Consider the following 24,434-nt stretch of genomic DNA (forward strand, 5'->3'; position numbering starts at 1 on the left):
TACAGTTTTTGGCAAAGGTAATTATATTAGCTAATATAATTCCAAATGTTCTTGTATTTACTCATTTGTCTGTAAGTCTCCAAGATAACTGCATTGTCTGCATGACCAAGTGATGGATCTTTTTCTAATACTTTTTTTGCGTAATAACGAGCGTGTTGTAAAATATCGTTGTCTTTTACAATATCTGCAATTCTAAGATTTAAAATACCACTTTGTTGTGTTCCCATAATATCTCCTGGACCACGTAGTTTTAAATCTACTTCGGCAATTTCAAAACCATCGTTTGTTCTTACCATGGTTTCAATACGCTTTTTACTGTTTTCAGAGAGTTTATGGCTCGTCATTAAAATACAATAACTTTGCTCTGCGCCACGACCAACACGACCACGTAATTGGTGTAATTGCGATAGCCCAAAACGCTCTGCACTTTCAATAATCATTACCGATGCATTTGGGACATTTACGCCAACTTCAATTACAGTTGTAGCTACCATAATTTGAGTTTGTCCTTTTATAAAACGTTGCATTTCGAACTCCTTATCTGCAGGTTTCATTTTGCCATGAACAATAGAAATTTGAAACTCTGGAGCAGGAAAATCTCGAGCAATACTTTCGTAACCATCCATTAAATCTTTGTAGTCCATTTGGGCGCTTTCTTGTATTAAAGGATAGACAATATAAACCTGTCTTTTTTTCTTGATTTCAGACCGTAAAAATTGAAAAACTTTTAGCCTATTTGAGTCGTATCTGTGTACCGTTTTTATAGCCTTTCTTCCTGGTGGTAATTCGTCAATAATCGAGATGTCTAAATCACCATAAACCGACATAGCCAATGTGCGCGGAATTGGTGTTGCGGTCATTACTAAAACGTGAGGAGGAAAGGTGTTTTTTTTCCATAATTTAGAGCGTTGTTTTACTCCAAATCGATGTTGCTCGTCTATAATTGCTAAGCCTAAATTTTTAAATTTTACTTTATCTTCAAGTAATGCGTGAGTGCCAATTAAGATGTCTAATTCGCCATTTTCTAGCATTTCGTGTATTTCACGACGCTCTGAAGTTTTACTTGAACCTGTAAGTATTTTAATACTGATTTTTAAATCTTTACACAACTCAACTAATCCATTATAGTGTTGAACTGACAAAATTTCAGTTGGCGCCATTAAACACGCTTGAAAACCATTGTCAAGTGCCATGAGCATTGACATTAGTGCTACAATTGTCTTCCCAGAGCCAACATCGCCTTGTAAAAGTCGGTTCATTTGCGCATTACTACCTAAATCTGCTCTAATTTCTTTAAGCACTCTTTTTTGTGCACCTGTTAATTCAAACGGTAAATGGTTTTTATAAAAGGTGTTAAAAAGTTTTCCAACACTTTCAAAAGGGAAGCCTTTTATTTTAGATTTATGTATTAAATTTTTTAAAATTAGCTGTAATTGTATGTAAAATAATTCTTCAAATTTTAGTCTAAATTGTGCCTTAAAAAGTAGCTCTGGACTCTTAGGAAAATGGACGTTAAAAAGTGCTTCAGATTTTGAAATTATTTTAAGATTTTCGAGGATGTTTTTTGAGAGCGTTTCAACAAATTTTCCACCCGTTTCTATAAACAGATTTTGCATGATTTTTATCATCATTCTGTTCGTGATTCCTTTGTTAGAAAGTTTCTCTGTAGAAGGATAAATGGGTTGCATTGTAGAGCGTAAATTTTCCTCGTGCTCTGTCTTTAATTCTATGTCTGGATGTGGCATGCTAAACTTGCCGCCAAACAAATTTGTTTTTCCAAAAATAACGTAAGGCACATTTTTTTTAAGCGCTTCACGAATCCATTTTTGACCTCGAAACCAAACCAATTCCATAGTACCAGTTTCGTCTTGAAAAGTAGCAACTAATCGTTTGCCTCGCTTTTGTGCAACTTCCTTAAAACTTGTAATTTTTCCTATAATTTGAACTTCGGCCGTACTTTGGTTTAACTGGTTAATTTTATAATATTTTGTACGGTCTAAATAGCGATTTGGAAATAAATTTATTAAATCTTGATAAGTATGTATACCAAGTTCTTTGCGGAGCAAATCGGCACGATTTGGTCCAACACCTTTTAAATAATCTATAGGAGTTTGCAGGTTAGTTGCCATTAGAAAACGAAATTAAGGTATTTCTGTTTAAAGTGAAAGTATTATTTAGAAGTCGTATTTATGTCAATATTGTAAAAATTTAAGTTTTTATTGTGTTTTGCAATTTATGTAGAAATAGTAAAAATTGTATTTTGGTCGCATCCTTATAAAATACTATCTATGAAACAGTTTCTATACCTAATAATCGCGTTTTTATTTTTTTCCGCGGAAGCGCAACAAACAGAAATTGTAGATTTCAAGTCTGTTCATGCGCAATTACAATTAGAACCAGACTCTAGTTTGGTTCGTGGTAATTTAAAGTATTCATTATTAGTACTACAAAATGTAGATTCTATTTATTTAGATGCTATAAATATGAAGTTTAATGCAGTGAAATTAAATGGGAAAGACATTACATTTATTAACGATTTAAAGAAAATTTGGTTTAAATCGGAGTTTAAAAAAGACGCGAATTATACAATTGAGTTTGAATATTCTACAAAACCTAAAAAAGCCCTTTACTTTGTAAATAGAGGAGAGGATAATCAAATTTGGACACAAGGTCAAGGCAAATACACAAGTAATTGGTTGCCAAGTTTAGACGACACAAACGATAAAATGGAGTTTGATTTGTCTATAACTTATAACAATGATTATGAAGTTGTAGCAAACGGAAAGCTAATAAATAAAGCGGTTGGAGAAAGTACAACAACTTGGCATTACGATATGCAAAAACCAATGTCAAGTTACCTTGTAACGTTAGCAATTGGCAAATACAATAAAAAAGAAATAACCTCTAAAAGTGGCGTGCCAATAGAGCTGTATTATTATCCTGAAGATTCGGCTAAAGTAGAGCCAACATACCGTTATACAAAACAAATGTTCGATTTTCTTGAAGAAGAAATAGGCGTAGCTTATCCTTGGCAAAACTATAAACAAGTGCCAGTAAAAGACTTTTTATATTCTGGTATGGAAAATACGAGTCTAACTATTTTTAGTGATGATTTTATGATTGATGAAATTTCATTTGTAGATAAAAACTACGTAAATGTAAACGCTCACGAACTTGCACACCAATGGTTTGGTAATTATGTTACAGCTACAGAAAGTAAACACCATTGGCTACAAGAAGGTTTTGCTACTTATTATGCTTTATTAGCAGAGCGCGATATTTTTGGTGATGATTATTACTACAATACACTTTATGAATACGCAAAAGAATTAATAAATCAGCAATTAGCAGATGAAGCAACACCGTTGTTAGACGCAAAAGCAAGCAGTGTAACCTTTTATAAAAAAGGCGCGTGGGCTCTGCATATGCTAAATGAAAAAGTAGGAAAAAAAGCCTTTAAAACCGCTGTAAAAAACTATTTAAATAAATATGCTTTTAAAAATGTAAATACTCAAGACTTTTTAACTGAAGTAGAAAAAGTTTCTGGACAGAATTTAGAAGGTTTTAAAAAAGAATGGTTGTTATCTAAAGATTTGCCAATTGCTAAAATGAGAACGTCTTTAAAAAAGAATGAAAGTATAGCGTTTTTAGAAACCATTGAACACACACCTTATTTAAGTTATAGGAAAAACAAGGATGGTTTTGTGCCTTCAAGTTTGGTAAATGACCTTCCTAAAGGTTATTATATAGAGCGGCTTGCTGTTTTGGAAGAAGCTTTAAAGAAACCTGACTATCCTACATATGGAGATTTAATAGAGGAAGCTTTTAGCTCTAATGAAATTGAAGTAAGACAATTGTTAGCTAAGGCTATACCAGATGGTTTTAAAGAAGAAAGTGAAACACTTTTATTGGATGCTTCTTATGTTACAAAAGAAATTGCATTATCAAATTTATGGTCTAAATATCCTTATGAGAGAGCAAAATATTTAGAGGCAACAAAAGATGTTATTGGTTTTAATAATAAAAATGTTAGATGCCTCTGGTTAGCTCTTGCTTTAATAACAAAAGAGTATAATCCAAGATTAAATACAATTTATATTAATGAATTAACGAGTTATACTTCACCAAAATATGGATTTCAAACACGAGAAAATGCGTTCAACTATATAAATAAGCTTCAAATATTTAATGTAGATTCGTTGTTGAATTTAATAGATGCAACATCACACCATAACTGGCGTTTTAAAAGTTTTGCTAGAGATTTATTGAAATCATTAAGTGAAGATGAAAATTATAAGGAGATAATTGTTAATTTGCAGGAGCAATTAAAAGAAAAGTAATTATTCTAATTTTGCAATTAAACAATAACTAACTCAACAACTAATATTGAAAGCATTAGTAATTTCTGGAGGCGGAAGTAAAGGCGCATTTGCAGGTGGTGTCGCTCAATATCTTATAGAGCAAGAAGGGAAAGAGTACGATATGTTTTTAGGGACCTCTACAGGAAGTTTACTTATCCCTTATTTAGCCACAGAAAATCTTGGCAAACTTTACGATATTTTTACACACGTAAACCAACATTCTATTTTTAGTGTTAATCCATTTGTTGTAAAAAAGAAAAAAGGGAGAGAATATGTGTCTATAAATTATTTTAATACCATGCTTCAGTTTATTAAAAAACGAAGAACATTTGGAGAAAGTAAAGCACTAAGACGAAATATTAAAAAAAACTTTACCGAAGCAGAGTTTAATCAAATTAGAGAAACTAAAGAAGATGTCGTTGTTACGGTAGCAAATCTTTCTAAAAACCGCACAGAATACAAATCTATTAACGATTTTGAATATGAAGAATTTTGCGATTGGATTTGGATTTCTTGTAACTATATACCATTCATGTCTTTAGTAAAGAAAAATGGTTTTGAGTATGCCGATGGTGGTTTGGGTTGTGTTGTGCCAATTAGAGAAGCAATTAACAGAGGCGCAACAGAGATTGATGCTATTATTCTTGAAAGTGAAAATTTAGAATACAATAAAGTATTAGGTAAAAATCCGTTTTCATTAATGATTAATCTTTTTGGTCATTTATTAGATCAAGTAGAAAGAGGAGATATAACAATTGGAAAATTGGCAGCATTACATAAAAATGTAACACTTAATTTATATTATACACCAACAAAATTAACAGAGAACTCTTTAATTTTTAATAAAAGCCTTATGGAAAAATGGTGGATGGAAGGTTTTCTTTATGCACAAGAAAAGCATGGGTCAGATAATCCAATTGATTCTACGGTACCAATAAAACCTAATATTTAAAGTTGTTTACAACTATTCCCAAATCTCACTAACTTCTTGTTTTATATAAGATAATCCAGCACTGCTTGGAGGTGTTTTGTCCATCATATCTGTTAATATAATTTCTCTAAGTTTATTAGCAGAGTCTACCTTATCACTCATTGCAGCTTTTCTAATAAGTTGTACAGTTGCACTTTTAGACGCATTAATTATACTCCAACAATTATCTGTAACATAAATTTGTTGCGATAAATTATGCTCAAATTCTTGTTCTATACTAGCAATTAAAAGCGCTTCGTAATCATCTTTACTATTAGAGACAGGAGAAACTCTTGTAAGTAGTTTGTTAGGAGAAATACGTTCTAAAAATAAAGAAAACCTTTCGTAAGCTTGAAGTCGCATTGGTAAAGAGTCTTTTTTTAGTTCTTTAAACATTAAAAACTTACGTCTATTATCTTCATTTTCTATATGTTCTCTAAAAAACAAAAAAGCTAAAGCACCTACAATTAAAGAAGGTATAGCATACATCAATAAGTTTAATAATTGATCTCCCATTTTTTATTATATTTTATAGTTTAGATATTAAACAAACTTAATACGTTTTTAAATATTGTACAAGTAAACCTATAAATTGAATTAAAACTATTGAAAGAGTGCTTTAAAAATAAAATGAAAAACAATTGTTTATAATTAATATTAAAACCGAAGGCATAAAAGCTATGCAATTCTTATTTTTACCAATTAAAAAAGCAGGAGTTTGGAAAAATATTTAAGTCAGTTAAACGAAGCACAATACGAACCTACAGTTCAAAAAGATGGACCAATGATTATTATCGCTGGTGCAGGTTCTGGAAAAACAAGAGTGTTAACTTATAGAATTGCATATTTAATGAATCAAGGTGTAGATTCGTTTAACATTCTTGCATTAACATTTACTAATAAAGCTGCCAAAGAAATGAAAGGCAGAATTGCCGATATAGTTGGAGATGGTGAAGCTAAAAACCTGTGGATGGGAACATTTCACTCTGTATTTGCAAAAATTTTACGTTTCGAAGGACATCATTTAGGTTTTCCAAGTAATTTTACAATTTACGACACTCAAGATTCTCAAAAACTATTAGGCTCCATTATTAAAGAAATGGGCTTAGATAAAGACGTTTATAAAACAAAGCAGGTTTATAGTAGAATTTCTTCATATAAAAATAGTTTAATTACTGTAAAAGCATACTTTAAAAATCCAGAATTAATGGAAGCAGATGCTATGGCACGCAGACCAAAAATGGGAGAGATTTATGCTAATTATGTAGACCGTTGCTTTAAAGCAGGAGCAATGGATTTTGATGATTTACTATTAAGAACCAATGAGCTTTTAACACGTTTTCCAGAAGTTTTAGCTAAATACCAACACAAATTCAAGTACATTTTAGTAGACGAGTATCAAGATACAAACCACTCGCAATATCTTATAGTAAGAGCCTTGGCAGATAGATTTCAAAATATATGTGTGGTTGGTGACGATGCGCAAAGTATTTACGCCTTTCGTGGAGCAAACATAAATAACATTCTAAACTTCCAAAAGGACTACGATAACGTTAAAATGTATCGCTTAGAGCAAAATTATCGTTCTACTAAAAATATTGTAGGTGCAGCTAATTCTGTTATAGAACATAATAAAACCAAACTAGATAAAATTGTTTGGACAGCAAACGATGAAGGAGACAAAGTTATAGTTCATCGATCTTTAACAGATGGAGACGAAGGGCGTTATGTAGCAAGTACCATTTGGGAAGAAAAGATGAATAATCAATTACCTAATAGTGATTTTGCAATTTTATACCGTACCAATTCTCAGTCTCGAGCAATGGAAGATGCTTTACGTAAACGTAATATTCCTTACCGTATTTATGGAGGTTTGTCTTTTTACCAAAGAAAAGAAATTAAAGACGTTACAGCTTATTTAAGATTGGTGCTAAATACTGCAGATGAAGAAGCGTTAAAACGTGTTATAAATTATCCAGCTAGAGGTATTGGCCAAACAACAATAGATAAATTAGTTGTAGCAGCAAATAGTACCGGAAAAACTATTTTTGGATTATTAAAAGAAATCGATACCGTAAATATTAATTTAAATAATGGTATAAAAAACAAACTAAGAGATTTTGTAACCTTAATAGAAAGCTATCAGGTTATGAATCAAACAGCAAATGCTTTTGATTTAGCCGAACATGTTACAAAAACCAGTGGTTTAATTAGAGAATTTAATAAAGATGGTACACCAGAAGGAGTTTTAAGATTAGAAAATGTAGAAGAGCTCTTAAATGGTATTAAGGATTTTGTTGAAGGACAAATGGAAATTGCAGATTCTAAAGACGGTTTGGCAGAATTTCTAGAAGACGTTGCTTTAGCTACAGATTTAGATGGAGATAAAGGCGATCCTAATCACGTAGCTTTAATGACCATTCACTCTTCTAAAGGTTTGGAATTCAACCATGTATTTATTGTTGGCTTAGAAGAAGATTTATTTCCTAGCGCCATGAGTATGAATACTAGAAGCGAACTTGAAGAAGAAAGACGATTATTTTACGTAGCTTTGACGAGAGCAGAAAAGAAGGCATACTTAACATATGCACTATCCAGATACCGTTGGGGAAAGCTAGTAGACTCAGAACCAAGTCGTTTTATTGAAGAGATAGACGACCAGTTTTTAGACATTGTTACTCCAATAGAAGAAAGACGAATAAACCCGATGCTATCGGCAGATATTTTTGGAGATGTTCCTCCAAATAAAATAAGATTTAAAAAAGCAGTACAACCAAAATTCCAGAAAAAAGTGGCAAAAAAGAAAGAACCAGTAAACTTCGAAATTAGCGCTCCTAAAAAAATGAAAAAAGCTTCAGAGGTTGAAGCTCCAGCAGATGCAAATTTATTTGACGGCGAACTTACTGTAGGTAATAGAGTAAAACACTTAAAATTTGGTAGAGGAGAGGTTTTAAAAATTGAAGGAAAAGGGACTGACGTTAAAGCTGAAATTGATTTTGAATTTGGAGGCTTGAAAAAACTACTATTGCGTTTTGCTAAATTAGAAATTATAGGTTAATATTTTTTAGGTAAGGTTAAACCTGATAATTAATGTTTTTTATAACCAGCTTTTTAAACTATTTTTTAAATACGTTAAAGAAGCTGGTTCTATAATTTGAGTATTTATTAAAAATTCCTCTTTATCTGTTTTAAGTATTAAATCTCCAGCAAATTCTTTTGTTAATTTTATTTCCGAAATTTTAATTTTCTTAAAAAACAATGTGTTTTTAACTATTTCACCATTTGTTATAGTTAAATATTGTAGTTTATTTTCAAAATAATAAATAATAAGCATAAAAATTCCTGCTAAGGCTTGCCCAAAACCTATTGAAAATATTGAAACTTCTTCCCATTTAGTTGTTGTTATAGAAATTATAAGAAGAACGATTCCTGTTATTAAAAAAAACAACCCAATTCTTAAGTTACTTTTTAGTCTTTCTTTTGAATATCTTATTTTTTGCATTTAAAAAACTTAACTTTTAATGGTGCGTGTTTATAAAAGCTATAATTTTTTCCCATGTATCTAATAAGTTGTCTCCAACCCAACCGTGGCCTTCTTCTTCATAAAATGTAAATTCGTGAGCAACATTTAATTCTGCAAGTTTTGCATCCATATCTATACCTTGAGTATTTGGTATTAATGGATCATTTCCTCCGTAAAATAATATTGTAGGTGGAGAAGAAGCACTTACATTATAATATGGGCTGTATTGCTCTAAAATGCTATCGGATGGAGTAATATTAAAATAAACAAAAGTAGGATCTACAAAATCTTCGTAATTAGGATCTTTAAAGTTTGTTGGTCCAACAATGCTTGCCACCATGTTTACATTATTATCAAAATTATATGCATAACTCCATAGCATAGCTAAATGAGCGCCAGCACTAATACCTATAAAACCATAATCTTCGGAAATTAGGTATTCATCCTTATTTATTTTTAAATGATTAATTACAGCTGTAATATCGTCTAACTGCATAGGAAATGGCGAAACACCTTCTGAAGCTAAACGATAATTAATATTAACAAAAGCATAATTAGGTAATTCTTCTTTTGCTGTTACAACATATGGTAACATAGAAACTTTATCACCAGAAACCCATCCGCCACCATGAATTAATATAATTACTTTGGTGTTTTCATTCCTGTTTTCTGGTAAATATATGTCGTATACTTGTCTATTATCAGTTCCGTAAGGAACATTATATAATTCTAAAGCATCAATATTATCCTGTAATTCTACAATTCCAGGTACTTCAGGTTCAGCATCTTCTGAGCAAGAGAAAGTTATTAGTGTTAAGCAGATTAGTAATAAAAAATGAGGCAATAATTTTTTCATAAACAAATTAGTATATACTTTAGTAAACGTTTAAATAAGGTATGTATTATGGCGGAATTTATTAAAATTTACGAAGAAAACCCAAATCCTAAGGAGGTAAAAAAAGTAATAGACGTTTTAAAACGCGGAGGTTTAGTAATTTTTCCTACAGATACCGTATATGCTCTAGGTTGCGACATTAATAATAATAAAGCCTTAGAGCGAATAGCAAGAATAAAAGGAGTGAAGCTTGAAAAAGCAAAACTTTCTTTTATCTGTCAAGATTTAAGCAATTTAAGCGATCATGTTAAGCAAATTAACACGTCAACTTTTAAAATTTTAAAACGAGCATTACCTGGACCATATACTTTTATTTTACCAGGCTCTAAATCTTTACCATCAGTTTTTAAAAAGAAAAAAGAGGTTGGTATTCGTATTCCTAATAATAACATCACTTTAGAAATTGTTAAAGCATTGGGAAACCCATTAGTTTCTACTTCAATTAGAGATGAAGATGAAATTTTAGAATATACTACAGATCCGGAGTTAATACTAGAAAAATGGGATAACCTTGTTGATCTTGTTATAGACGGTGGTTATGGAGGTAATGAAGGCTCTACAATTATAGATTTGTCTAACGATGAGCCTGTTGTTGTTAGGGAAGGAAAAGGCAGTTTGAATATTTTTTAAAATGACAAAACCTAAAAACAACACTATAAATTATCTAGAATTTAAAGCTCACAATTTAGCTATTACTAAACAATTTTATAATAACGTTTTTGGTTGGGAGTTTACAGATTATGGAGAAAATTATATGTCTTTTTCTTGTGAAAAATCTGGTATAGATGGAGGTTTTGAAAAAACAGAAGATGTAATTGTAAATGGAGTTCTTGTGGTTTTATATCATGACAATTTAATAGAAATAAAACAGCAAATAATTAATTTTGGAGGTAGTATTAAAGTAGATATTTTCTCTTTTCCAGGAGGACGTAGATTTCAGTTTTTGGATCCTTCAGGCAATGAGTTGGCTGTTTGGAGTTATAACAAATAAAAAAGCTCAATCTTTCGATTGAGCTTTTTGTGTTTATTTTATTTTAATTATCCTTCCTTAGATAATTCTTTCATTTCAGTTTCAATCATTTCATAAAACTGATCGATTTTTGGAAGAATATAAATTTTAGTTCTACGGTTTATAGCTCTATTCTCAGGAGAATCGTTTGCTACTAAAGGTAAATGGTCTCCACGACCTGCAGCAATTAACTGTTCTGGTTTAACACCTAAATCTTGTAATGCACGAACAATAGCTGTACTACGTTTTACACTTAAATCCCAGTTGTCTAATAAAACGCCACTTTTGTAAGGTACATTGTCTGTATGGCCTTCTACCATTGCTTCAAAATTAGGTTTGCTGTTAATAACTGTAGCAACTTTTCCTAAAATTTCGTTAGCTCTGCTAGAAATATTGTAGCTACCAGTTCTAAACAAAAGTTTATCAGATAAAGAGATAAATACTACACTTTTTTCAACATTAATTTCAATGTCTGGATCATTAAGTCCAACTTCTTTTTTTAAGCTAGTAACTAAAGCAAGCGTTACACTATCTTTTTTAGTTAAAGCATCTTGTAATCTTGAAATACGTAAATCTTTTTCTTTTAAACTTTCTAAAGATTTTTCTACATTTTTAGCGCCTTGAGCTGTTAAAACAGTCATGTCTTTAGTGCTCTCAATTAATGCTAAATTATTAGTTTTCATGTCTTCAAGGCGAGCTCGTAATTCTTTAATACGGGCTGCAGAAGCGGCTTCTTCTGCTAAGCAGCTATTTAATTTAACGGTTGCGCTATTTAAAAGGTCTTGTGTTTCTTTTTGTTTTTCTTCAAGTGCTAAAAAATCTTTTTTAGACACGCATGAACTTAAAGATAAAAGTGCTACTGCACTAAGTACTATTAGTTTTTTCATAATTATTATTAGATAAAATTAAATTTTAACACTCCAAAAATAGCTAATTATTAAATGTTAAAAGAAGTATTAACAAAACTTTTACTAAAAGAGTAATCTATAATTTTAACCTAATAGCAAATGCTAAATTTTAGTTACCTTTTTTGTAACTATACCTTTATCTGTTGTAACTTTCATTATATAAATTCCTTTTGAAAAAGAATTTAAAGATATTGTAGAAGCTTTAGTGGTTTTTACTTTTTTCCCAAGCACATCATATAATTCTACGTTTTGTATAGCATTATTGCTTTTAATATTTATAATGTTATTTGTTGGGTTAGGATATATTGAAACCTTATTTAAGCTAAATTCTTTTGTGGTTAGCGTATTTTCTGAAATTACTAAAGTATCAAAGAAAAAGCTTATAGTTCCTTGAGAGCTAGTAACAGAAAAACCACTAGCTCCTTGCCAATTAAGAGCTACATTTTGAGCATTATTTCCTGGTATTGTGACTTGTACAGGACTTCCTGTTCCTCCGTTTGGTGTAAAGGTGAATGTGTCGTCACCGCTTTCTCCATTTAGTGTTATAATTGAAACTATATCTACAGCTTTATTAAAATCAAAATTCATTCTTGTAGCCGGATTAGATCTCATTACATTTCCATCTGTACCAAATGCTCCGTTAATGTTAAAAGTGGATATTAGTACTCCAGTAGTACCGTTTAAGGCATTTGCTAACATAACAAAAGGAATAGTATCACTAGGATCTGGTTGAGACTCTGTCATCTCAAACATGTTACTACCATTAGTGTTCGATTGACTAAAATTTGTGAATTCAAAAACAGTTTGAGAAAGTGCAATAGAGCTTGAAAGTAAAGCTATTATTAAAAAAGGAAGTTTAAAGTAATTTTTTGTCATAGAATCAGAATTATTTGTGGTTTATTAAAAATACTGATTTTTTTTAAATTACTATAGCTTTTTATAACTATTTTTTTTAGAAATGTAGTAAGACCAAACAATAGATTTTACTTTAAAGTAATCTTTTTTTTGCGATAGCGCTTGTCGTTGTTTTAATAATAATGGTAACCAGGCATAAAAACTAAAGTGTGCTTTTAATATGGCTAAAATATGTGCAAATTTAAATTCTAATAAAAATTTAATAGCAGCTAAGCCATCTAAAATTAACCTAGTAATAATTAAAAAAAAGATATTTCCTGATGCATTTTTTGTTAGTGTTGCTAAGCTATTTCTAAAGTTTAAATATGTTTTTTTAGGATTAATAGCATTTAAAGTTGCTCCACCAACATGGTACACTTTAGATTGTGCAACGTATTTAATTGTATAGCCTAAATTGTAGGCACGCCAACATAAATCTATTTCTTCCATATGTGCAAAAAACGATTCGTCGAAGCCATTTAAGGCATTAAATGTGTTTTTTCTAATAAAAAAACAAGCGCCAGAGGCCCAAAAAATATTCGTATTATTATTGTATTGTTTTTGGTCTTTTTCAATAGTATTAAAAATACGACCACGACAAAAAGGATAACCGTATTTATCTATAAAACCACCGGCTGCTCCGGCATATTCAAAATACGCTTTGTTTTTATAATCTAATATTTTAGGTTGAATTATGGCAGTGTTCTCTTCGGTTTTAAAAGTTTTCAAAATAGGAGTTAGCCAATTTTCTGTTACTTCAATATCACTGTTTACTAAACAAAAAATATCTTCTGTTAAATACTTTAAAGCTTCATTATAACCTTTGGCATAACCACCATTTTCTTTGTTTTTTATAATTTTTATTTGAGGATATTCATTTTTAATAAAAACAATAGAATCATCTGTAGAAGCATTATCTGCAACATAAATATTAGCCTCTTTAGAGTGAGTAATTATAGATGGTAAAAACTTTTGTAAAAGTGTTTTACCGTTCCAGTTAAGTATAACGACTGCAATATTCATAGTTTTATAAAAAATTAAATTTCAAAATCTAAAGTGTTGTAATCTGGAATGTCCTTTAAAAAATCATACTTTTCTGTTTCAAAATTCATAACACAATAATAATGGTTTAGACCATTAGTAACCATTAAAAAGGAAGCTTTTAAAGCTAAGTTATAACGCGCAACTTGATCAAAAGTATCTTGGCTAATTTTAATTTTTGGAGCTTTACACTCTACAATTAGATGAATACTACCATTTGGGTTAAATACTACAATATCGTAACGCTTTTTTAAATCGTTGATTTTAAGTTCTTTTTCTACGTTAATAAGAGATTTTGGGTACCCTTTTACTTCTATTAAGTAATGCACACAATGTTGTCTAACCCATTCTTCGGGTTGTAGAATCACAAATTTTTTACGAATTGCATCGAATATAGAAACTTTATTTTCGCTATTTTTGAAACGGAACGAAAACTTTGGAAAATTGAGTGCTTGCATGAAAGCAAAATATAATTTTTTCAAAGGTAAACTTCAACAAGTAAATACCAAATTACTAACACTTTTAATTTGTTTCTATTTTGGTATATAATATAAATTAAACGTTTGGCTAAGCGTAATCGAAGCCATAATAACTGTTATTAAAAGCATTTTAACTGTGCTTAATGTGATAGCAAAAATTAGTTTTTCTTTGGACGAAGTAAAAAAAATAGTTACAGACATTAGAAACAAAAATCTTGCACCTATTTATTTGCTAATGGGAGAAGAGGCTTATTATATTGATAAAATTTCAGATTTTATACAAGATAATGTATTAGCCGAAGAAGAGAAAGGTTTTAACCAAATGGTTTTGTATGGTCGCGATGTAACAATAGAAGATATTGTAGGTAATGCAAAGCGTTTTCCTATGATGGCAGATAAGCAAGTGGTTATAGTAAAAGAGGCTCAAGATTTGTCTAGGACTATAGATAAGCTATCAGAATATGCTAAAAATCCACAACCTTCTACTGTTTTGGTTTTATGCTATAAATATAAAAGTATAGATAAACGAAAAGCCGTTTATAAGACTATAAAAAAATCTGGTGTGGTGTTCGAAAGTAAGAAGTTGTACGATAACCAAGTGCCAGATTGGATTAGACGTACATTATCTACAAAAAGCTATAAAATTTCACCAAAAGCATCACAAATGCTAGTAGAGTTTTTGGGTACAGATTTAAGTAAAATTAATAATGAGTTAGAAAAACTTCAAATTATTTTACCAGAAGGAACGGAGATTACACCACTACATATTGAAGAAAATATAGGAATAAGTAAAGATTATAATAATTTTGAATTACGAAAAGCCATAGGTTCAAGAAATGATGCCAAAGCTTTTAAAATTGTTACTTATTTTGGCGATAATCCTAAAGATAATCCAATGGTAGTAACGGTTTCCTTATTATTTAATTTCTTTTCTCAATTACTGCAATTGCATGGTATGAATGATAAATCGCCAAGAAGTGTTGCTGCTGCACTGCGTGTAAATCCATATTTTGTTACCGAATATTTAGATGCGGCACGTAATTTTCCAATGCGAAAAGTAAGCGGTATTGTAGCTATATTAAGAGAGTTCGATGTAAAAGGTAAAGGTGTAAATGCTAATGCCATACCGCAGAAAGACTTGTTAAAAGAACTATTAGTTAAAATATTAAACTAAAATTATTAAAAATGAAGTATTTATTACTAATAGTTATAGTAACTTTTTTTTCCTGTAAATCAACCCAATCACTTCCAGATCCCTTGCAAGCTGGTTGGAAAGGTGAAAAAGTTTGCGAAGTATTAAACGAAACAAAAAAACAACGCATTTTAAAATGTACTTTTCCTCCAGGTGTTGGTCACGAGAAACATTATCATAAACCACATTTTGGTTATACTTTAGCAGGAAGTACTTTTCAAATTACAGATAAAAACGGTACACGTACAGTGCCAGTGGCAACAGGTGTAACTTGGAGTAAAACAGAGCTAAGCGAGCATAATGTTTTAAATGTAGGAGATAGTACTTCTGTATATTTAATAATAGAAGAGAAATAATTTCATAAATTTATTAACACTTTAGTGTTTCTTTTAACACTTTGGTTTCTTCCTTTAACACTTCATATTAAAGTGGCGTTAAACCATTTCAAATATTCTTTAAACACATCTATTTATGGTAATTTAGTGGAAAGAAATTACTAATCTTAAAACACTAAAAATGGAAAATTTAAATAGAAAGACAGTTGCAATTTTAGCAACCAATGGATTTGAGGAAAGCGAATTAAGAGAACCAAAAAAAGCTTTAGAAGAAGCAGGAGCAGATGTGCATATTGTTTCTCTTGAAAAGGGAGAAATTAAGTCTTGGGCAGATGGAAATTGGAGTAATACTTACAAAGTTGATAAAACTTTAGATGAAGTTTCGCAAAGCGATTACAATGCATTAATGTTACCTGGAGGAGTTATTAATCCAGATTTATTAAGAAGAGAAGAAAAAGCAGTAAGCTTTGTAAAATCATTTTTCGAAAACCATAAACCTGTAGGCGCAATTTGTCATGCACCATGGTTATTAGCAGAGGCTGGAGTATTAGAAGGTAGAAAAGTAACAAGTTTTAATTCTATTAAAACGGATATTGAGAATGCTGGTGCTAAATGGTACGATACAGATGTTGTATGCGATCATGGTTTAGTAACAAGTAGAAATCCAGACGATTTACCAGCATTTAATGCTAAATTGGTAGAGGAAGTTTATGAAGGTAAGCACGAAGAACAATTAGCATAACAAAATTGAATAATCAAATTTTTAAAAAGTAATCCAATTTAACGGATTACTTTTTTTTTAATTTTAAAAATAAGTAATGAGAATTTTAATGAAAAGCCAAATATTACTTTTAGTAATAATACTAACATCATGTAATAGCACAAAAAACGGAAATTATACTTTAGATAGTGTTGACTCTAAAAACACATTAAAGTGGCCTAGTGTTTATAGTGGTACATTGCCTTGCGCAGATTGTTCAGGTATAGAAACGGAGCTTATTTTAAATCAAGACGAAACTTATCAGCTAAGCACTGTTTATTTAGAAAAATCTAAAGATGTTTTTAAAGAAACCGGAACATTTAGTTGGAATGCTAATGGTAATATAATTACTCTTAATATAGATGGTAAACCATCACCAAATCATCAATATATGATTATGGAAAGTAAGATTATGAAATTAGATAATAAAGGGAATGTGATTTCTGGTGCATTAAAAGAAAATTATATTTTATCAAAAAAAATAAATAATAATGTAGTTTTAAATGAAGATGAATACATTTATTGGGTAAACTCAGTAAAAGTAGAATGTAGTGGAGTTGGTAAAATGAGCTGTATACAAGTTCAAAAAAACAAAATTTTAAATTCTAAAGATTGGAAGTTATTTTATAGTTCAATTAAAGGATTTAATTTTGAAGCAGGTTACATTTATAAATTAATTGTTAAAGAAATAAAACGTGCTAAAAATCAAGTTCCAGCAGATGCCTCATCAATTAATTATGAATTAGTAAAAGTATTAGAAAAAATAAAGGATAATAAAATGAGACTTCATGATATTTGGGCATTACAAGCTGTAAACGGAAAAGAGATTAATGTTAAAAACTATAATCAACGTCCTAATTTGGAAATTAATTTAACATCTAATCGTGTTATGGGAAATGACGGTTGTAACAATTTTTCCGGAGAAATTAAACAAGTAGATAGTAAGAGTTTATCTTTTAAGCCATTAATAGGTACAAAAAAAGCCTGTTTTAATATGAAGTTTTCTAACGAGATAAGCAATATTCTTAATAATGTAGAGACATATAATATAAATAACCTTACATTATCTCTATATAATAAAGAGGGTAAAGAGGTATTGCGTTATAAAAAAGTAGATTAATTTTTATTCTTTTAAATAATTGATAAAGCAACTTTAAACAGTTGCTTTTTTGTTTTGCATTTTTATAGTTTTAAAGGTTGATTTTGTAGTTTACAAATTATAACTTCGTTTAAAATAAAACCTATAAATGAATTGGATAATACTAGTTATAGCTGGCTTATTTGAGGTTGCTTTTGCTGCTTGTTTAGGCAAGGCAAAAGAAGCAACAGGAACAGAGGTAACATATTGGTATATTGGTTTTCTAGTATGTTTATCTATAAGTATGTTTTTACTTTTTAAAGCTACTCAAGAGTTGCCAATAGGCACAGCTTATGCGGTTTGGACAGGAATTGGAGCTATAGGAACAGTGCTTTTAGGTATTTTTGTTTTTAAGGAACCAGCTAGTTTTTGGCGTTTGTTTTTTCTATCTACGCTAATTATTTCTATTGTTGGTTTAAAAATTGTATCTCATTAAAGAATGATATGACAAAGTCTTTATGTTACATGTCTTCTAATTCTAAATTAAAGTCGTATTGTAAATCTTCGTGAAGTTTTAAAACTTTTTTAGTTATAGCTTCAATGTTGCGATTGTAAATATTAGTAAGTGTAGTATTTCTTGAAATTGAAGGTTTCATAGCTTTTAACTTTTTACAAAAATAAAGTAGTAACTCTACTTCAGTTTCTTTGTTTAATGAATACCTGATGTATTTTTTAGTATTTCTTAAAATTTTACGCACGCTTTTTTTTATGTAAAAAAAGCTATTAGTGTTAATAAGTTCAAACTGCTCATCAATTTCAGATTTTACGGTTTCAATATAACCAGCTTCATTTTCTGCTTCAAATAATAAATATGTTAATAATTCTTTGTTTTCCTTTTTAAAACGTGATAAACGCAAGCAGAGTTCGGCAAGCTCTTCATTGCTTTTGTGTTTTAATTCTTTTCTTATAGTAACTACCGATACTGCTTTCATTTTAAAAAATGTATTTTGTGTCTTTGTAAAAAACGTATTTTTATCCTAACTTAATTATTTATTTAAAAATGTAATATAACACTTAAAATTTTCACAATTAAAAATCCTTTAACAGTTATAAAATTTTTATCTTATTATCTTATGTATGCTAATTTTTAGCTTAAAATAAATATTAACCAAAATAAAACTATATGCCATTTATAACAAATAAAAAGAGTGAAGAACAAGTAGATATATTTTATGAAGACTACGGAAAAGGACAGCCTGTAATTTTAATTCACGGTTGGCCGTTAAGTAGAAAATCTTGGGAACACCAAGTTTGGAAAATTGTAGAAGCTGGGTATCGTTGTATTTCTTACGATAGACGTGGTTTTGGTATTTCGTCTGCACCTTGGGATGGATATGATTATTCATCTTTAGCTAGTGATTTAGATGCAATTATTAATGAACTAAAACTTGAAAATGCAATAATTGTTGGATTCTCTATGGGTGGAGGAGAAGTAGTACGTTACTTAACAGATTATGGAGATAGTAAAATTGCTAAAGCAGCTTTAATTTCTAGTATTGTTCCTTTAGTTAAAAAGAAAGAAGATAATCCAGATGGCGTTCCAGAATCGGCTTTAAAGGATATTCAAAATGCCTTAGAAAACGACCGTGTTGGATTTTTAAAAGAGTTCCATAAAGGATTTTATAATTTTGATGAAAATAAAAAAGCAGACCGTATTAGTGAAGCTGTTTTAGATTACGATTTTATTGTAGCTTCTCACGCTTCGCCAAGAGCTACTATTCAAGCAGCGCTATCATGGATGCATACAGATTTTAGACCGGAATTAAAAAATATTAATGTACCAACATTAATTGTACATGGAGATGCCGATGCCACTGTACCAATTGAAACTTCTTCTGAACAAGCAGCAAAAGGAATTAAAGACTCAACTTACGAAATAATTAAAGGAGCACCACACGGTTTAAATATAACACACAAAGAAGAATTGAATGAGATTTTAATGAGATTTTTAAAATCTTAAAAAAATAATATAAACTATAAAAAAACGTCTGCAATTGCAGACGTTTTTTTATAGTTTAATATGTACACCGTTTTCGAGTTCTGAGGCGGTTGGTGTTTCAAAAAAGGTCTCCATAAACTCAAAATCTTCATTTCTAACTTCAAACTCATAAGTACTACCTTTTTCTGTGTTACGTTTAATTACACGCTTTTTCCTTATGTCTATAGAAATATCAAGGTAATGTAATTTGTAGTTAATTTTATTATTTAAGGCAAATAACCTAAATTTTTCTCTATGAGAAAATTTAGAAAATCCTAAATCTAAAATAGAATCTATACCGTTGTGTTCTAATTGTAAAATGTAATGCTGTATTAATTTTTCGCTTCTATCAATACGTTCTAGCATCCATTCTAAGCCATCCTTATTTGTTTTATCTGGCATAAATAATATATTATTCCATTTATCTATAGAGAAAATAACACCTTGGTTTTCTTCACGTAAATTATTAGAATAAGTAGTTTTTCCAGAACCTGTACTGCCAACTATAAGATGTATCATTACAATGTTTTATTGTTTATAGTGTTCGTGTATTTTTAGTTTTACTCTAAAGAGTCTAATAACTCCTATAATTAATATAATAGGAGACATAACGGTTAATATAATACCTAAAGATTTAATTTCGTTTAAAAAATCTAGCTTAAGTATAGATATTCCAAAACCTAAAAACACTACAAAAGTTCTAAAATAAGCTAGAAAAGTACGTTCGTTAGCTAATTTTGTGCGTTCTATTGCTAGCCAATCTCTAGTACTTAAATCAATTTCATTACTCATAATATTATCCTTTTAATAAATTTACGCTTACAGTTGCTAATTCATTATTTGGAAATTTATGAAAATGATTAGCATCTGGTTTTAATCCTGCTTCTATTGCTATTTTAGTAAATACATCTACTTCTAATATGTATTGATCGCTATAGCCATGTGTTGCATCGTATGCAGTTGCAGGAGTTTTACTTATATTTTTACCAGTTAATTCTGGATTAATGGTGTGTAGTTCTATAATTAATAACCCAAACTTTTCTACATAAGGTTTCCATTTTTGCAAATGTTCTAATAAAGAATCTTCAACTAAATTGTTGTTAATACGTTTTCCTTTAAAAGCAAAAGCTCCAGAAGAGTTACTTATACGTTTTGTTATTTTTTTAGGTGCTTGCCAAATACGATTATGGTCTAAAAAAGTACGAACGTTAAGTAAATCTTTTAATTCTATATTATAATCTTCGTGTAGATCTTTTGCTAATAAATCTGGTCTTCCTATGTCTCCCCAAATTACTTTTGCCCAAATATCGGCTTTTATTAAGTTGGCTCTTGTTACTTTTAAAGCAGCTTTATTAAAATCTGCTCCAACTAATAATAATGGATATTCTTCAAGATTTTTACCACGTAATGTTTGGTTTTCTATAACATCGAATATATGTTGAATAAAAGCACCATTACCGCAACCCATATCTAAAATCCCTTTTGGTTGCTCGTCTATTGGTTTGTTAAATAATTTTATAATAACCTGATCAATTACTTTAAAATAGGTGGAGTGTGCACCACCGCTTCCCCAAACATTCATTTCTCTATGTACATGTTTTTCGGTTTCACCTTCTTTAGATTTTAAAACTAAAGGATTACCAAAAAGTAACTCGTCTAATTGTAAAAATGTAGGTAGATAGGATACTGTTACACCGTAAGCTGATGCGCGTTTTGCATAAAATAAACCTCTATCTGTAAATTGGTAATTTCCTTTTTTCTTTTTAAACCAACCTAAATCACTTAAAAAATCTAATATTTTTTTAAAACTTTCCGGATCCTTATGGTATTCTTCAGCAGAAAAAGAAGCTTCCATGAAATATTTATGAAATAATCCATTTACGCCTAACATAACGGCTATTGGAGCTACAAGACATCCTTCGATATGTTTTAAAACTTGATATTCTACAGAGTCTTCTTTAATGTTTTCTAAACCATAATTGTTGCCGTATTTTTTAAAAACACGTTCTAAAATTATAAAAGCATCGCTTCCTATATGTCTATCTTCTGGAAAACGAACAGCATAGTTTAATACATTTACAACATCTTCATATAAATAAGCGAGAGCAAATGCTGTTTTACTTTTTGCATTAGTTGTATAGGTAACAGTGTTATGTTTATTATCTATTTTTTGTACTAACCAATTTTGTGAGCATAAAACTCTAAGTGCTACATTTAAATAACCGCTGTTAGCGTTAAATTGATTAGCAAGATTTGATAGATTAATAGATTTATTTTCTATTAAAAAGTCTAATACTCCTTTTTTGTGCAAAGCGTAAGCAGTAGTTGCAGTAGCAATACCATCAAGATGTCTAAAAATAGTACCGCGAAGTTGTATTTTATCTTTTTTTGTTAGCATATTTTAGGTTTGAAATAAAGATATAAAAAAAGCGCTTACTAAAAAGTAAACGCTTAAATTCATTATTTTTTAGTCTAAAAAACTATCTTAATTTAGGATAATTGTTAGGGTTACTTTCATGCATAACAGCATAAATAGCTTCATAAATATCTTCGGCAGATGGTTTAGAGAAATAATCTCCATCTGTACCATATGCAGGTCTATGTGCTTTTGCTGTTAGTGTTTTTGGTACAGCATCAAGATATTGGTAACCGTTTTGTTTATTTAAAACTTCGTCTAATAAATAAGCTGAAGCTCCTCCAGGAACATCTTCGTCTATAATCATTAAACGATTTGTTTTTGCTAAACTTTTTACCACATCGTGGTTGATATCGAAAGGTAATAATGATTGTGCATCAATAACTTCGGCATCTATTCCGACTTGAAGTAATTCTTTAGCTACTTCTTGAACAATTCTAAAAGTAGAGCCATAAGATAATAATGTAATATCGCTTCCTTCTTTGGTAACTTCTACAACACCAATAGGTGTTTTAAATTCTCCAAAATTTGTTGGTTTTTTTTCTTTTAAACGGTAGCCATTTAAGCATTCTACTACTAAAGCAGGCTCATCACTTTCTAGTAATGTGTTGTAAAAACCAGCAGCTTTAGTCATATTTCTAGGTACTAAAACATGTATACCTCGAATTAGATTTAATATACCACCCATTTGTGAGCCAGAATGCCAAATACCTTCTAATCTATGTCCACGTGTTCTTACAATTAATGGTGCTTTTTGTCGACCTTTTGTTCTATAATGCACAGTTGCAAGATCGTCGCTCATTATTTGTAAGGCGTACATTAAATAATCTAAATATTGAATTTCTGCAATAGGTCTTAATCCACGCATTGCCATACCAATGCCTTGACCTAAAATAGTAGCTTCACGTATTCCTGCATCTGCAACACGTAATTCGCCATATTTTTCTTGTAAGCCTTCTAAACCTTGGTTAACGTCTCCAATATTTCCAGCATCTTCACCAAAAATTAATGATTGCGGATATTTATTGAATATAGCATCAAAATTATCTCTTAATACCACACGGCCGTCCACTTCTTCGTTACTACCATTATATATAGGTTTAACTTCTTTTATGTTTTTTGCAGCAGAAGGTGTTTCATTTTGTAAATGAGAACTGTATTTAGGTTGAATAGTATTAAAATAAGTATCTATCCACTGTATTAATTGTGTTTTAGCTGGCGAGTTTTCTGATACTAAATATCTTAAAACACGTCTTGAGGCAGAAGCAACATCTTTTCTAGATGGTTCTGCAATTGCTAACATATCGTTATTTATTTTTTCAATAAATACTTTATTCGAGCTAGATGCTGCTGCTTGAGATATAATTTTAGAAATTTGATTTCTTTCGTTTAAAATAGGATTTAAATAAGCGTTCCAAGCTGCTTTTTTACCTTCTCTAACCGCTTTTTTAATAGATTTTTCTATAGCTATTAACTCTTCATCTGTAGATATTCCTGTTTCAATCATCCAATTACGTAATTGAAGATTACAGTCCATTTTTGCTTCCCAATTTAAACGTTCTTTATCTTTATAACGCTCGTGAGAACCAGATGTAGAATGTCCTTGAGGTTGTGTTAATTCGTTAACATGAATTAAAACAGGTACGTGTTCTGTTCTTGCAATTCTAGCTGCTTCTTGATAAGTCTCAATTAAAGCTACATAATCCCAACCTTTAACTCTTAAAATTTCGTAACCTTTGGCTTCGTTATCTCGTTGGAAACCACTTAATATTTCAGAAATATTTTCTTTTGTAGTTTGATGTCTTGCATGTACAGAAATACCGTATTCGTCGTCCCAAACACTAATTACCATTGGTACTTGTAATACACCTGCAGCATTTATGGTTTCAAAAAACAAACCTTCACTTGTACTAGCATTACCTATAGTTCCCCAAGCAACTTCATTACCTTCAACAGAAAATTTATTTGTATTTATACCTTTTACATTTCTGTATATTTTAGATGCTTGTGCTAAGCCTAAAAGTCTTGGCATTTGTCCTGCTGTAGGAGAAATGTCTGAACTTGAATTTTTTTGCTTAGTAAGGTCGTTCCATTGTCCATTTTCATCTAAACTAAATGTAGAAAAGTGACCACCCATTTGGCGACCTCCAGACATTGGTTCTAAAGTTAAATCTGTATTTGCATATAAACCGGCAAAAAAAGTTTGAATGTCTAATTCTCCAATAGCCATCATAAAAGTTTGATCTCTATAGTATCCAGATCTAAAATCACCATTAGCAAAAGCTTTTGCCCATGCTAATTGTGGTACTTCTTTACCGTCGCCAAAAATTCCAAATTTGGCTTTACCAGTTAAAACTTCACGACGACCAAGTAGGCTACATTCTCGACTTGTTACAGCAACTTTATAATCTTCTAAGACTTGAGATTTAAAATCGTTAAAGGACAACTCTTTTTTTAAGTCGGAATTTGTATTCATAGTTTATGGTTTTTTGCAATTACAAACTTAACTAATAAAAGTGATTTTTGCAATACGAA

24 protein-coding genes are annotated in these 24,434 nt (G+C 30.3%); 11 read left to right on the forward strand and 13 right to left on the reverse strand.

The genetic code is table 11. The features are described from left to right. Window positions 1–26 precede the first annotated feature (26 nt). Entirely contained in the window at window positions 27–2,129 is a 2,103-nt protein-coding gene (gene recG / locus BWR22_RS06945; RefSeq protein ID WP_076732918.1) for an ATP-dependent DNA helicase RecG, read from the reverse strand. Window positions 2,130–2,288: 159 nt separating this feature from the next. On the opposite strand from recG, the gene BWR22_RS06950 reads away from it, so the two are divergent. After that, window positions 2,289–4,340, forward strand: coding sequence for a M1 family metallopeptidase (locus BWR22_RS06950; protein WP_076734390.1), 2,052 nt, complete (start codon window positions 2,289–2,291; stop codon window positions 4,338–4,340). Between the two features lie 46 nt (window positions 4,341–4,386). Continuing rightward, a complete protein-coding gene (locus BWR22_RS06955) occupies window positions 4,387–5,313 on the forward strand; it encodes a patatin-like phospholipase family protein (protein ID WP_076732919.1) in 927 nt (308 codons plus the stop codon). 12 nt (window positions 5,314–5,325) lie between these two features. Here the strand turns inward: BWR22_RS06955 and BWR22_RS06960 are convergent, their stop codons facing one another. Next, window positions 5,326–5,847 (reverse strand): DUF7935 family protein, encoded by a 522-nt coding sequence (locus tag BWR22_RS06960; RefSeq protein ID WP_076732921.1) that lies wholly within the window; start codon window positions 5,845–5,847, stop codon window positions 5,326–5,328. A gap of 202 nt (window positions 5,848–6,049) precedes the next feature. On the opposite strand from BWR22_RS06960, the gene BWR22_RS06965 reads away from it, so the two are divergent. Continuing rightward, a complete protein-coding gene (locus tag BWR22_RS06965; protein ID WP_076732923.1) occupies window positions 6,050–8,389 on the forward strand; it encodes an ATP-dependent helicase in 2,340 nt (779 codons plus the stop codon). Between the two features lie 39 nt (window positions 8,390–8,428). Here the strand turns inward: BWR22_RS06965 and BWR22_RS06970 are convergent, their stop codons facing one another. Together BWR22_RS06970 and BWR22_RS06975 are read right to left on the reverse strand one after the other, a co-directional pair. Further along, entirely contained in the window at window positions 8,429–8,833 is a 405-nt protein-coding gene (locus BWR22_RS06970) for a hypothetical protein (RefSeq protein ID WP_076732925.1), read from the reverse strand. A gap of 16 nt (window positions 8,834–8,849) precedes the next feature. After that, window positions 8,850–9,710, reverse strand: a complete 861-nt coding sequence (locus tag BWR22_RS06975) for an alpha/beta hydrolase (RefSeq protein WP_076732927.1) — start codon at window positions 9,708–9,710, stop codon at window positions 8,850–8,852. 48 nt (window positions 9,711–9,758) lie between these two features. On the opposite strand from BWR22_RS06975, the gene BWR22_RS06980 reads away from it, so the two are divergent. Both BWR22_RS06980 and BWR22_RS06985 read left to right on the forward strand, forming a co-directional pair. Further along, window positions 9,759–10,379: an L-threonylcarbamoyladenylate synthase gene (locus BWR22_RS06980; protein WP_076732929.1), complete on the forward strand. Its 621-nt coding sequence runs from the start codon at window positions 9,759–9,761 to the stop codon at window positions 10,377–10,379. A 1-nt stretch (window position 10,380) separates the two neighbouring features. Then, entirely contained in the window at window positions 10,381–10,740 is a 360-nt protein-coding gene (locus BWR22_RS06985; protein WP_076732931.1) for a VOC family protein, read from the forward strand. A gap of 47 nt (window positions 10,741–10,787) precedes the next feature. On the opposite strand, the gene BWR22_RS06990 is transcribed toward BWR22_RS06985, so the two are convergent. From BWR22_RS06990 to BWR22_RS07005, 4 genes are all read right to left on the reverse strand, one after another. Further along, window positions 10,788–11,645 carry an OmpA/MotB family protein gene (locus tag BWR22_RS06990; RefSeq protein WP_076732933.1) on the reverse strand — a complete coding sequence of 286 codons (858 nt, stop codon included), beginning with the start codon at window positions 11,643–11,645 and terminating at the stop codon, window positions 10,788–10,790. A 123-nt stretch (window positions 11,646–11,768) separates the two neighbouring features. Next, entirely contained in the window at window positions 11,769–12,542 is a 774-nt protein-coding gene (locus BWR22_RS06995; protein WP_076732935.1) for a T9SS type A sorting domain-containing protein, read from the reverse strand. Window positions 12,543–12,593: 51 nt separating this feature from the next. Then, entirely contained in the window at window positions 12,594–13,583 is a 990-nt protein-coding gene (locus tag BWR22_RS07000) for a glycosyltransferase family 2 protein (RefSeq protein ID WP_076732936.1), read from the reverse strand. 14 nt (window positions 13,584–13,597) lie between these two features. Further along, window positions 13,598–14,059: a type I restriction enzyme HsdR N-terminal domain-containing protein gene (locus BWR22_RS07005; RefSeq protein ID WP_076732938.1), complete on the reverse strand. Its 462-nt coding sequence runs from the start codon at window positions 14,057–14,059 to the stop codon at window positions 13,598–13,600. 190 nt (window positions 14,060–14,249) lie between these two features. On the opposite strand from BWR22_RS07005, the gene holA reads away from it, so the two are divergent. The 5 genes from holA to BWR22_RS07030 all read left to right on the forward strand — a co-directional run bounded on the left by holA (window position 14,250) and on the right by BWR22_RS07030 (window position 17,941). Then, window positions 14,250–15,254: a DNA polymerase III subunit delta gene (gene holA / locus BWR22_RS07010; protein WP_076734391.1), complete on the forward strand. Its 1,005-nt coding sequence runs from the start codon at window positions 14,250–14,252 to the stop codon at window positions 15,252–15,254. A gap of 11 nt (window positions 15,255–15,265) precedes the next feature. Continuing rightward, window positions 15,266–15,628: a cupin domain-containing protein gene (locus BWR22_RS07015; protein ID WP_076732940.1), complete on the forward strand. Its 363-nt coding sequence runs from the start codon at window positions 15,266–15,268 to the stop codon at window positions 15,626–15,628. A 160-nt stretch (window positions 15,629–15,788) separates the two neighbouring features. After that, window positions 15,789–16,349 (forward strand): type 1 glutamine amidotransferase domain-containing protein, encoded by a 561-nt coding sequence (locus BWR22_RS07020; protein ID WP_076732942.1) that lies wholly within the window; start codon window positions 15,789–15,791, stop codon window positions 16,347–16,349. Between the two features lie 88 nt (window positions 16,350–16,437). Beyond that, entirely contained in the window at window positions 16,438–17,487 is a 1,050-nt protein-coding gene (locus tag BWR22_RS07025) for a copper resistance protein NlpE N-terminal domain-containing protein (RefSeq protein ID WP_076732944.1), read from the forward strand. 127 nt (window positions 17,488–17,614) lie between these two features. Then, on the forward strand, window positions 17,615–17,941 hold the full coding sequence (locus tag BWR22_RS07030; protein WP_076732945.1) for a DMT family transporter: 327 nt from the start codon (window positions 17,615–17,617) through the stop codon (window positions 17,939–17,941). 25 nt (window positions 17,942–17,966) lie between these two features. Here BWR22_RS07030 and BWR22_RS07035 read toward each other — a convergent pair whose 3' ends face one another. Further along, a complete protein-coding gene (locus BWR22_RS07035) occupies window positions 17,967–18,437 on the reverse strand; it encodes a hypothetical protein (RefSeq protein WP_076732947.1) in 471 nt (156 codons plus the stop codon). Between the two features lie 191 nt (window positions 18,438–18,628). Here BWR22_RS07035 and BWR22_RS07040 point away from each other — a divergent pair, with 191 nt between their 5' ends. Then, entirely contained in the window at window positions 18,629–19,465 is an 837-nt protein-coding gene (locus BWR22_RS07040) for an alpha/beta fold hydrolase (protein WP_076732949.1), read from the forward strand. Window positions 19,466–19,513: 48 nt separating this feature from the next. Here the strand turns inward: BWR22_RS07040 and BWR22_RS07045 are convergent, their stop codons facing one another. The 4 genes from BWR22_RS07045 to BWR22_RS07060 all read right to left on the reverse strand — a co-directional run bounded on the left by BWR22_RS07045 (window position 19,514) and on the right by BWR22_RS07060 (window position 24,375). Then, window positions 19,514–20,002 (reverse strand): AAA family ATPase, encoded by a 489-nt coding sequence (locus BWR22_RS07045; protein WP_076732951.1) that lies wholly within the window; start codon window positions 20,000–20,002, stop codon window positions 19,514–19,516. Between the two features lie 9 nt (window positions 20,003–20,011). Continuing rightward, entirely contained in the window at window positions 20,012–20,275 is a 264-nt protein-coding gene (locus BWR22_RS07050) for a DUF202 domain-containing protein (protein ID WP_076732953.1), read from the reverse strand. 4 nt (window positions 20,276–20,279) lie between these two features. Further along, entirely contained in the window at window positions 20,280–21,881 is a 1,602-nt protein-coding gene (locus BWR22_RS07055; RefSeq protein ID WP_076732955.1) for a class I SAM-dependent methyltransferase, read from the reverse strand. 82 nt (window positions 21,882–21,963) lie between these two features. Next, entirely contained in the window at window positions 21,964–24,375 is a 2,412-nt protein-coding gene (locus tag BWR22_RS07060) for an alpha-ketoacid dehydrogenase subunit alpha/beta (protein WP_076732956.1), read from the reverse strand. Window positions 24,376–24,434: the final 59 nt, after the last annotated feature.

The organism is Lacinutrix venerupis, assembly GCF_001971745.1.
In the GTDB taxonomy this organism is placed as follows: domain Bacteria; phylum Bacteroidota; class Bacteroidia; order Flavobacteriales; family Flavobacteriaceae; genus Lacinutrix; species Lacinutrix venerupis.

Bases quoted from the DNA above. Each gene is read 5' to 3' on its own strand.
- recG (WP_076732918.1), bottom strand. From the start codon at position 2,129: ATGGCAACTAACCTGCAAACTCCTATAGATTATTTAAAAGGTGTTGGA.
- BWR22_RS06950 (WP_076734390.1), top strand. From the start codon at position 2,289: ATGAAACAGTTTCTATACCTAATAATCGCGTTTTTATTTTTTTCCGCG.
- BWR22_RS06960 (WP_076732921.1), bottom strand. From the start codon at position 5,847: ATGGGAGATCAATTATTAAACTTATTGATGTATGCTATACCTTCTTTA.
- BWR22_RS06970 (WP_076732925.1), bottom strand. From the start codon at position 8,833: ATGCAAAAAATAAGATATTCAAAAGAAAGACTAAAAAGTAACTTAAGA.
- BWR22_RS06975 (WP_076732927.1), bottom strand. From the start codon at position 9,710: ATGAAAAAATTATTGCCTCATTTTTTATTACTAATCTGCTTAACACTA.
- BWR22_RS06980 (WP_076732929.1), top strand. From the start codon at position 9,759: ATGGCGGAATTTATTAAAATTTACGAAGAAAACCCAAATCCTAAGGAG.
- BWR22_RS06985 (WP_076732931.1), top strand. From the start codon at position 10,381: ATGACAAAACCTAAAAACAACACTATAAATTATCTAGAATTTAAAGCT.
- BWR22_RS06990 (WP_076732933.1), bottom strand. From the start codon at position 11,645: ATGAAAAAACTAATAGTACTTAGTGCAGTAGCACTTTTATCTTTAAGT.
- BWR22_RS06995 (WP_076732935.1), bottom strand. From the start codon at position 12,542: ATGACAAAAAATTACTTTAAACTTCCTTTTTTAATAATAGCTTTACTT.
- BWR22_RS07000 (WP_076732936.1), bottom strand. From the start codon at position 13,583: ATGAATATTGCAGTCGTTATACTTAACTGGAACGGTAAAACACTTTTA.
- BWR22_RS07005 (WP_076732938.1), bottom strand. From the start codon at position 14,059: ATGCAAGCACTCAATTTTCCAAAGTTTTCGTTCCGTTTCAAAAATAGC.
- BWR22_RS07015 (WP_076732940.1), top strand. From the start codon at position 15,266: ATGAAGTATTTATTACTAATAGTTATAGTAACTTTTTTTTCCTGTAAA.
- BWR22_RS07020 (WP_076732942.1), top strand. From the start codon at position 15,789: ATGGAAAATTTAAATAGAAAGACAGTTGCAATTTTAGCAACCAATGGA.
- BWR22_RS07025 (WP_076732944.1), top strand. From the start codon at position 16,438: ATGAAAAGCCAAATATTACTTTTAGTAATAATACTAACATCATGTAAT.
- BWR22_RS07030 (WP_076732945.1), top strand. From the start codon at position 17,615: ATGAATTGGATAATACTAGTTATAGCTGGCTTATTTGAGGTTGCTTTT.
- BWR22_RS07035 (WP_076732947.1), bottom strand. From the start codon at position 18,437: ATGAAAGCAGTATCGGTAGTTACTATAAGAAAAGAATTAAAACACAAA.
- BWR22_RS07040 (WP_076732949.1), top strand. From the start codon at position 18,629: ATGCCATTTATAACAAATAAAAAGAGTGAAGAACAAGTAGATATATTT.
- BWR22_RS07045 (WP_076732951.1), bottom strand. From the start codon at position 20,002: ATGATACATCTTATAGTTGGCAGTACAGGTTCTGGAAAAACTACTTAT.
- BWR22_RS07050 (WP_076732953.1), bottom strand. From the start codon at position 20,275: ATGAGTAATGAAATTGATTTAAGTACTAGAGATTGGCTAGCAATAGAA.
- BWR22_RS07055 (WP_076732955.1), bottom strand. From the start codon at position 21,881: ATGCTAACAAAAAAAGATAAAATACAACTTCGCGGTACTATTTTTAGA.
- BWR22_RS07060 (WP_076732956.1), bottom strand. From the start codon at position 24,375: ATGAATACAAATTCCGACTTAAAAAAAGAGTTGTCCTTTAACGATTTT.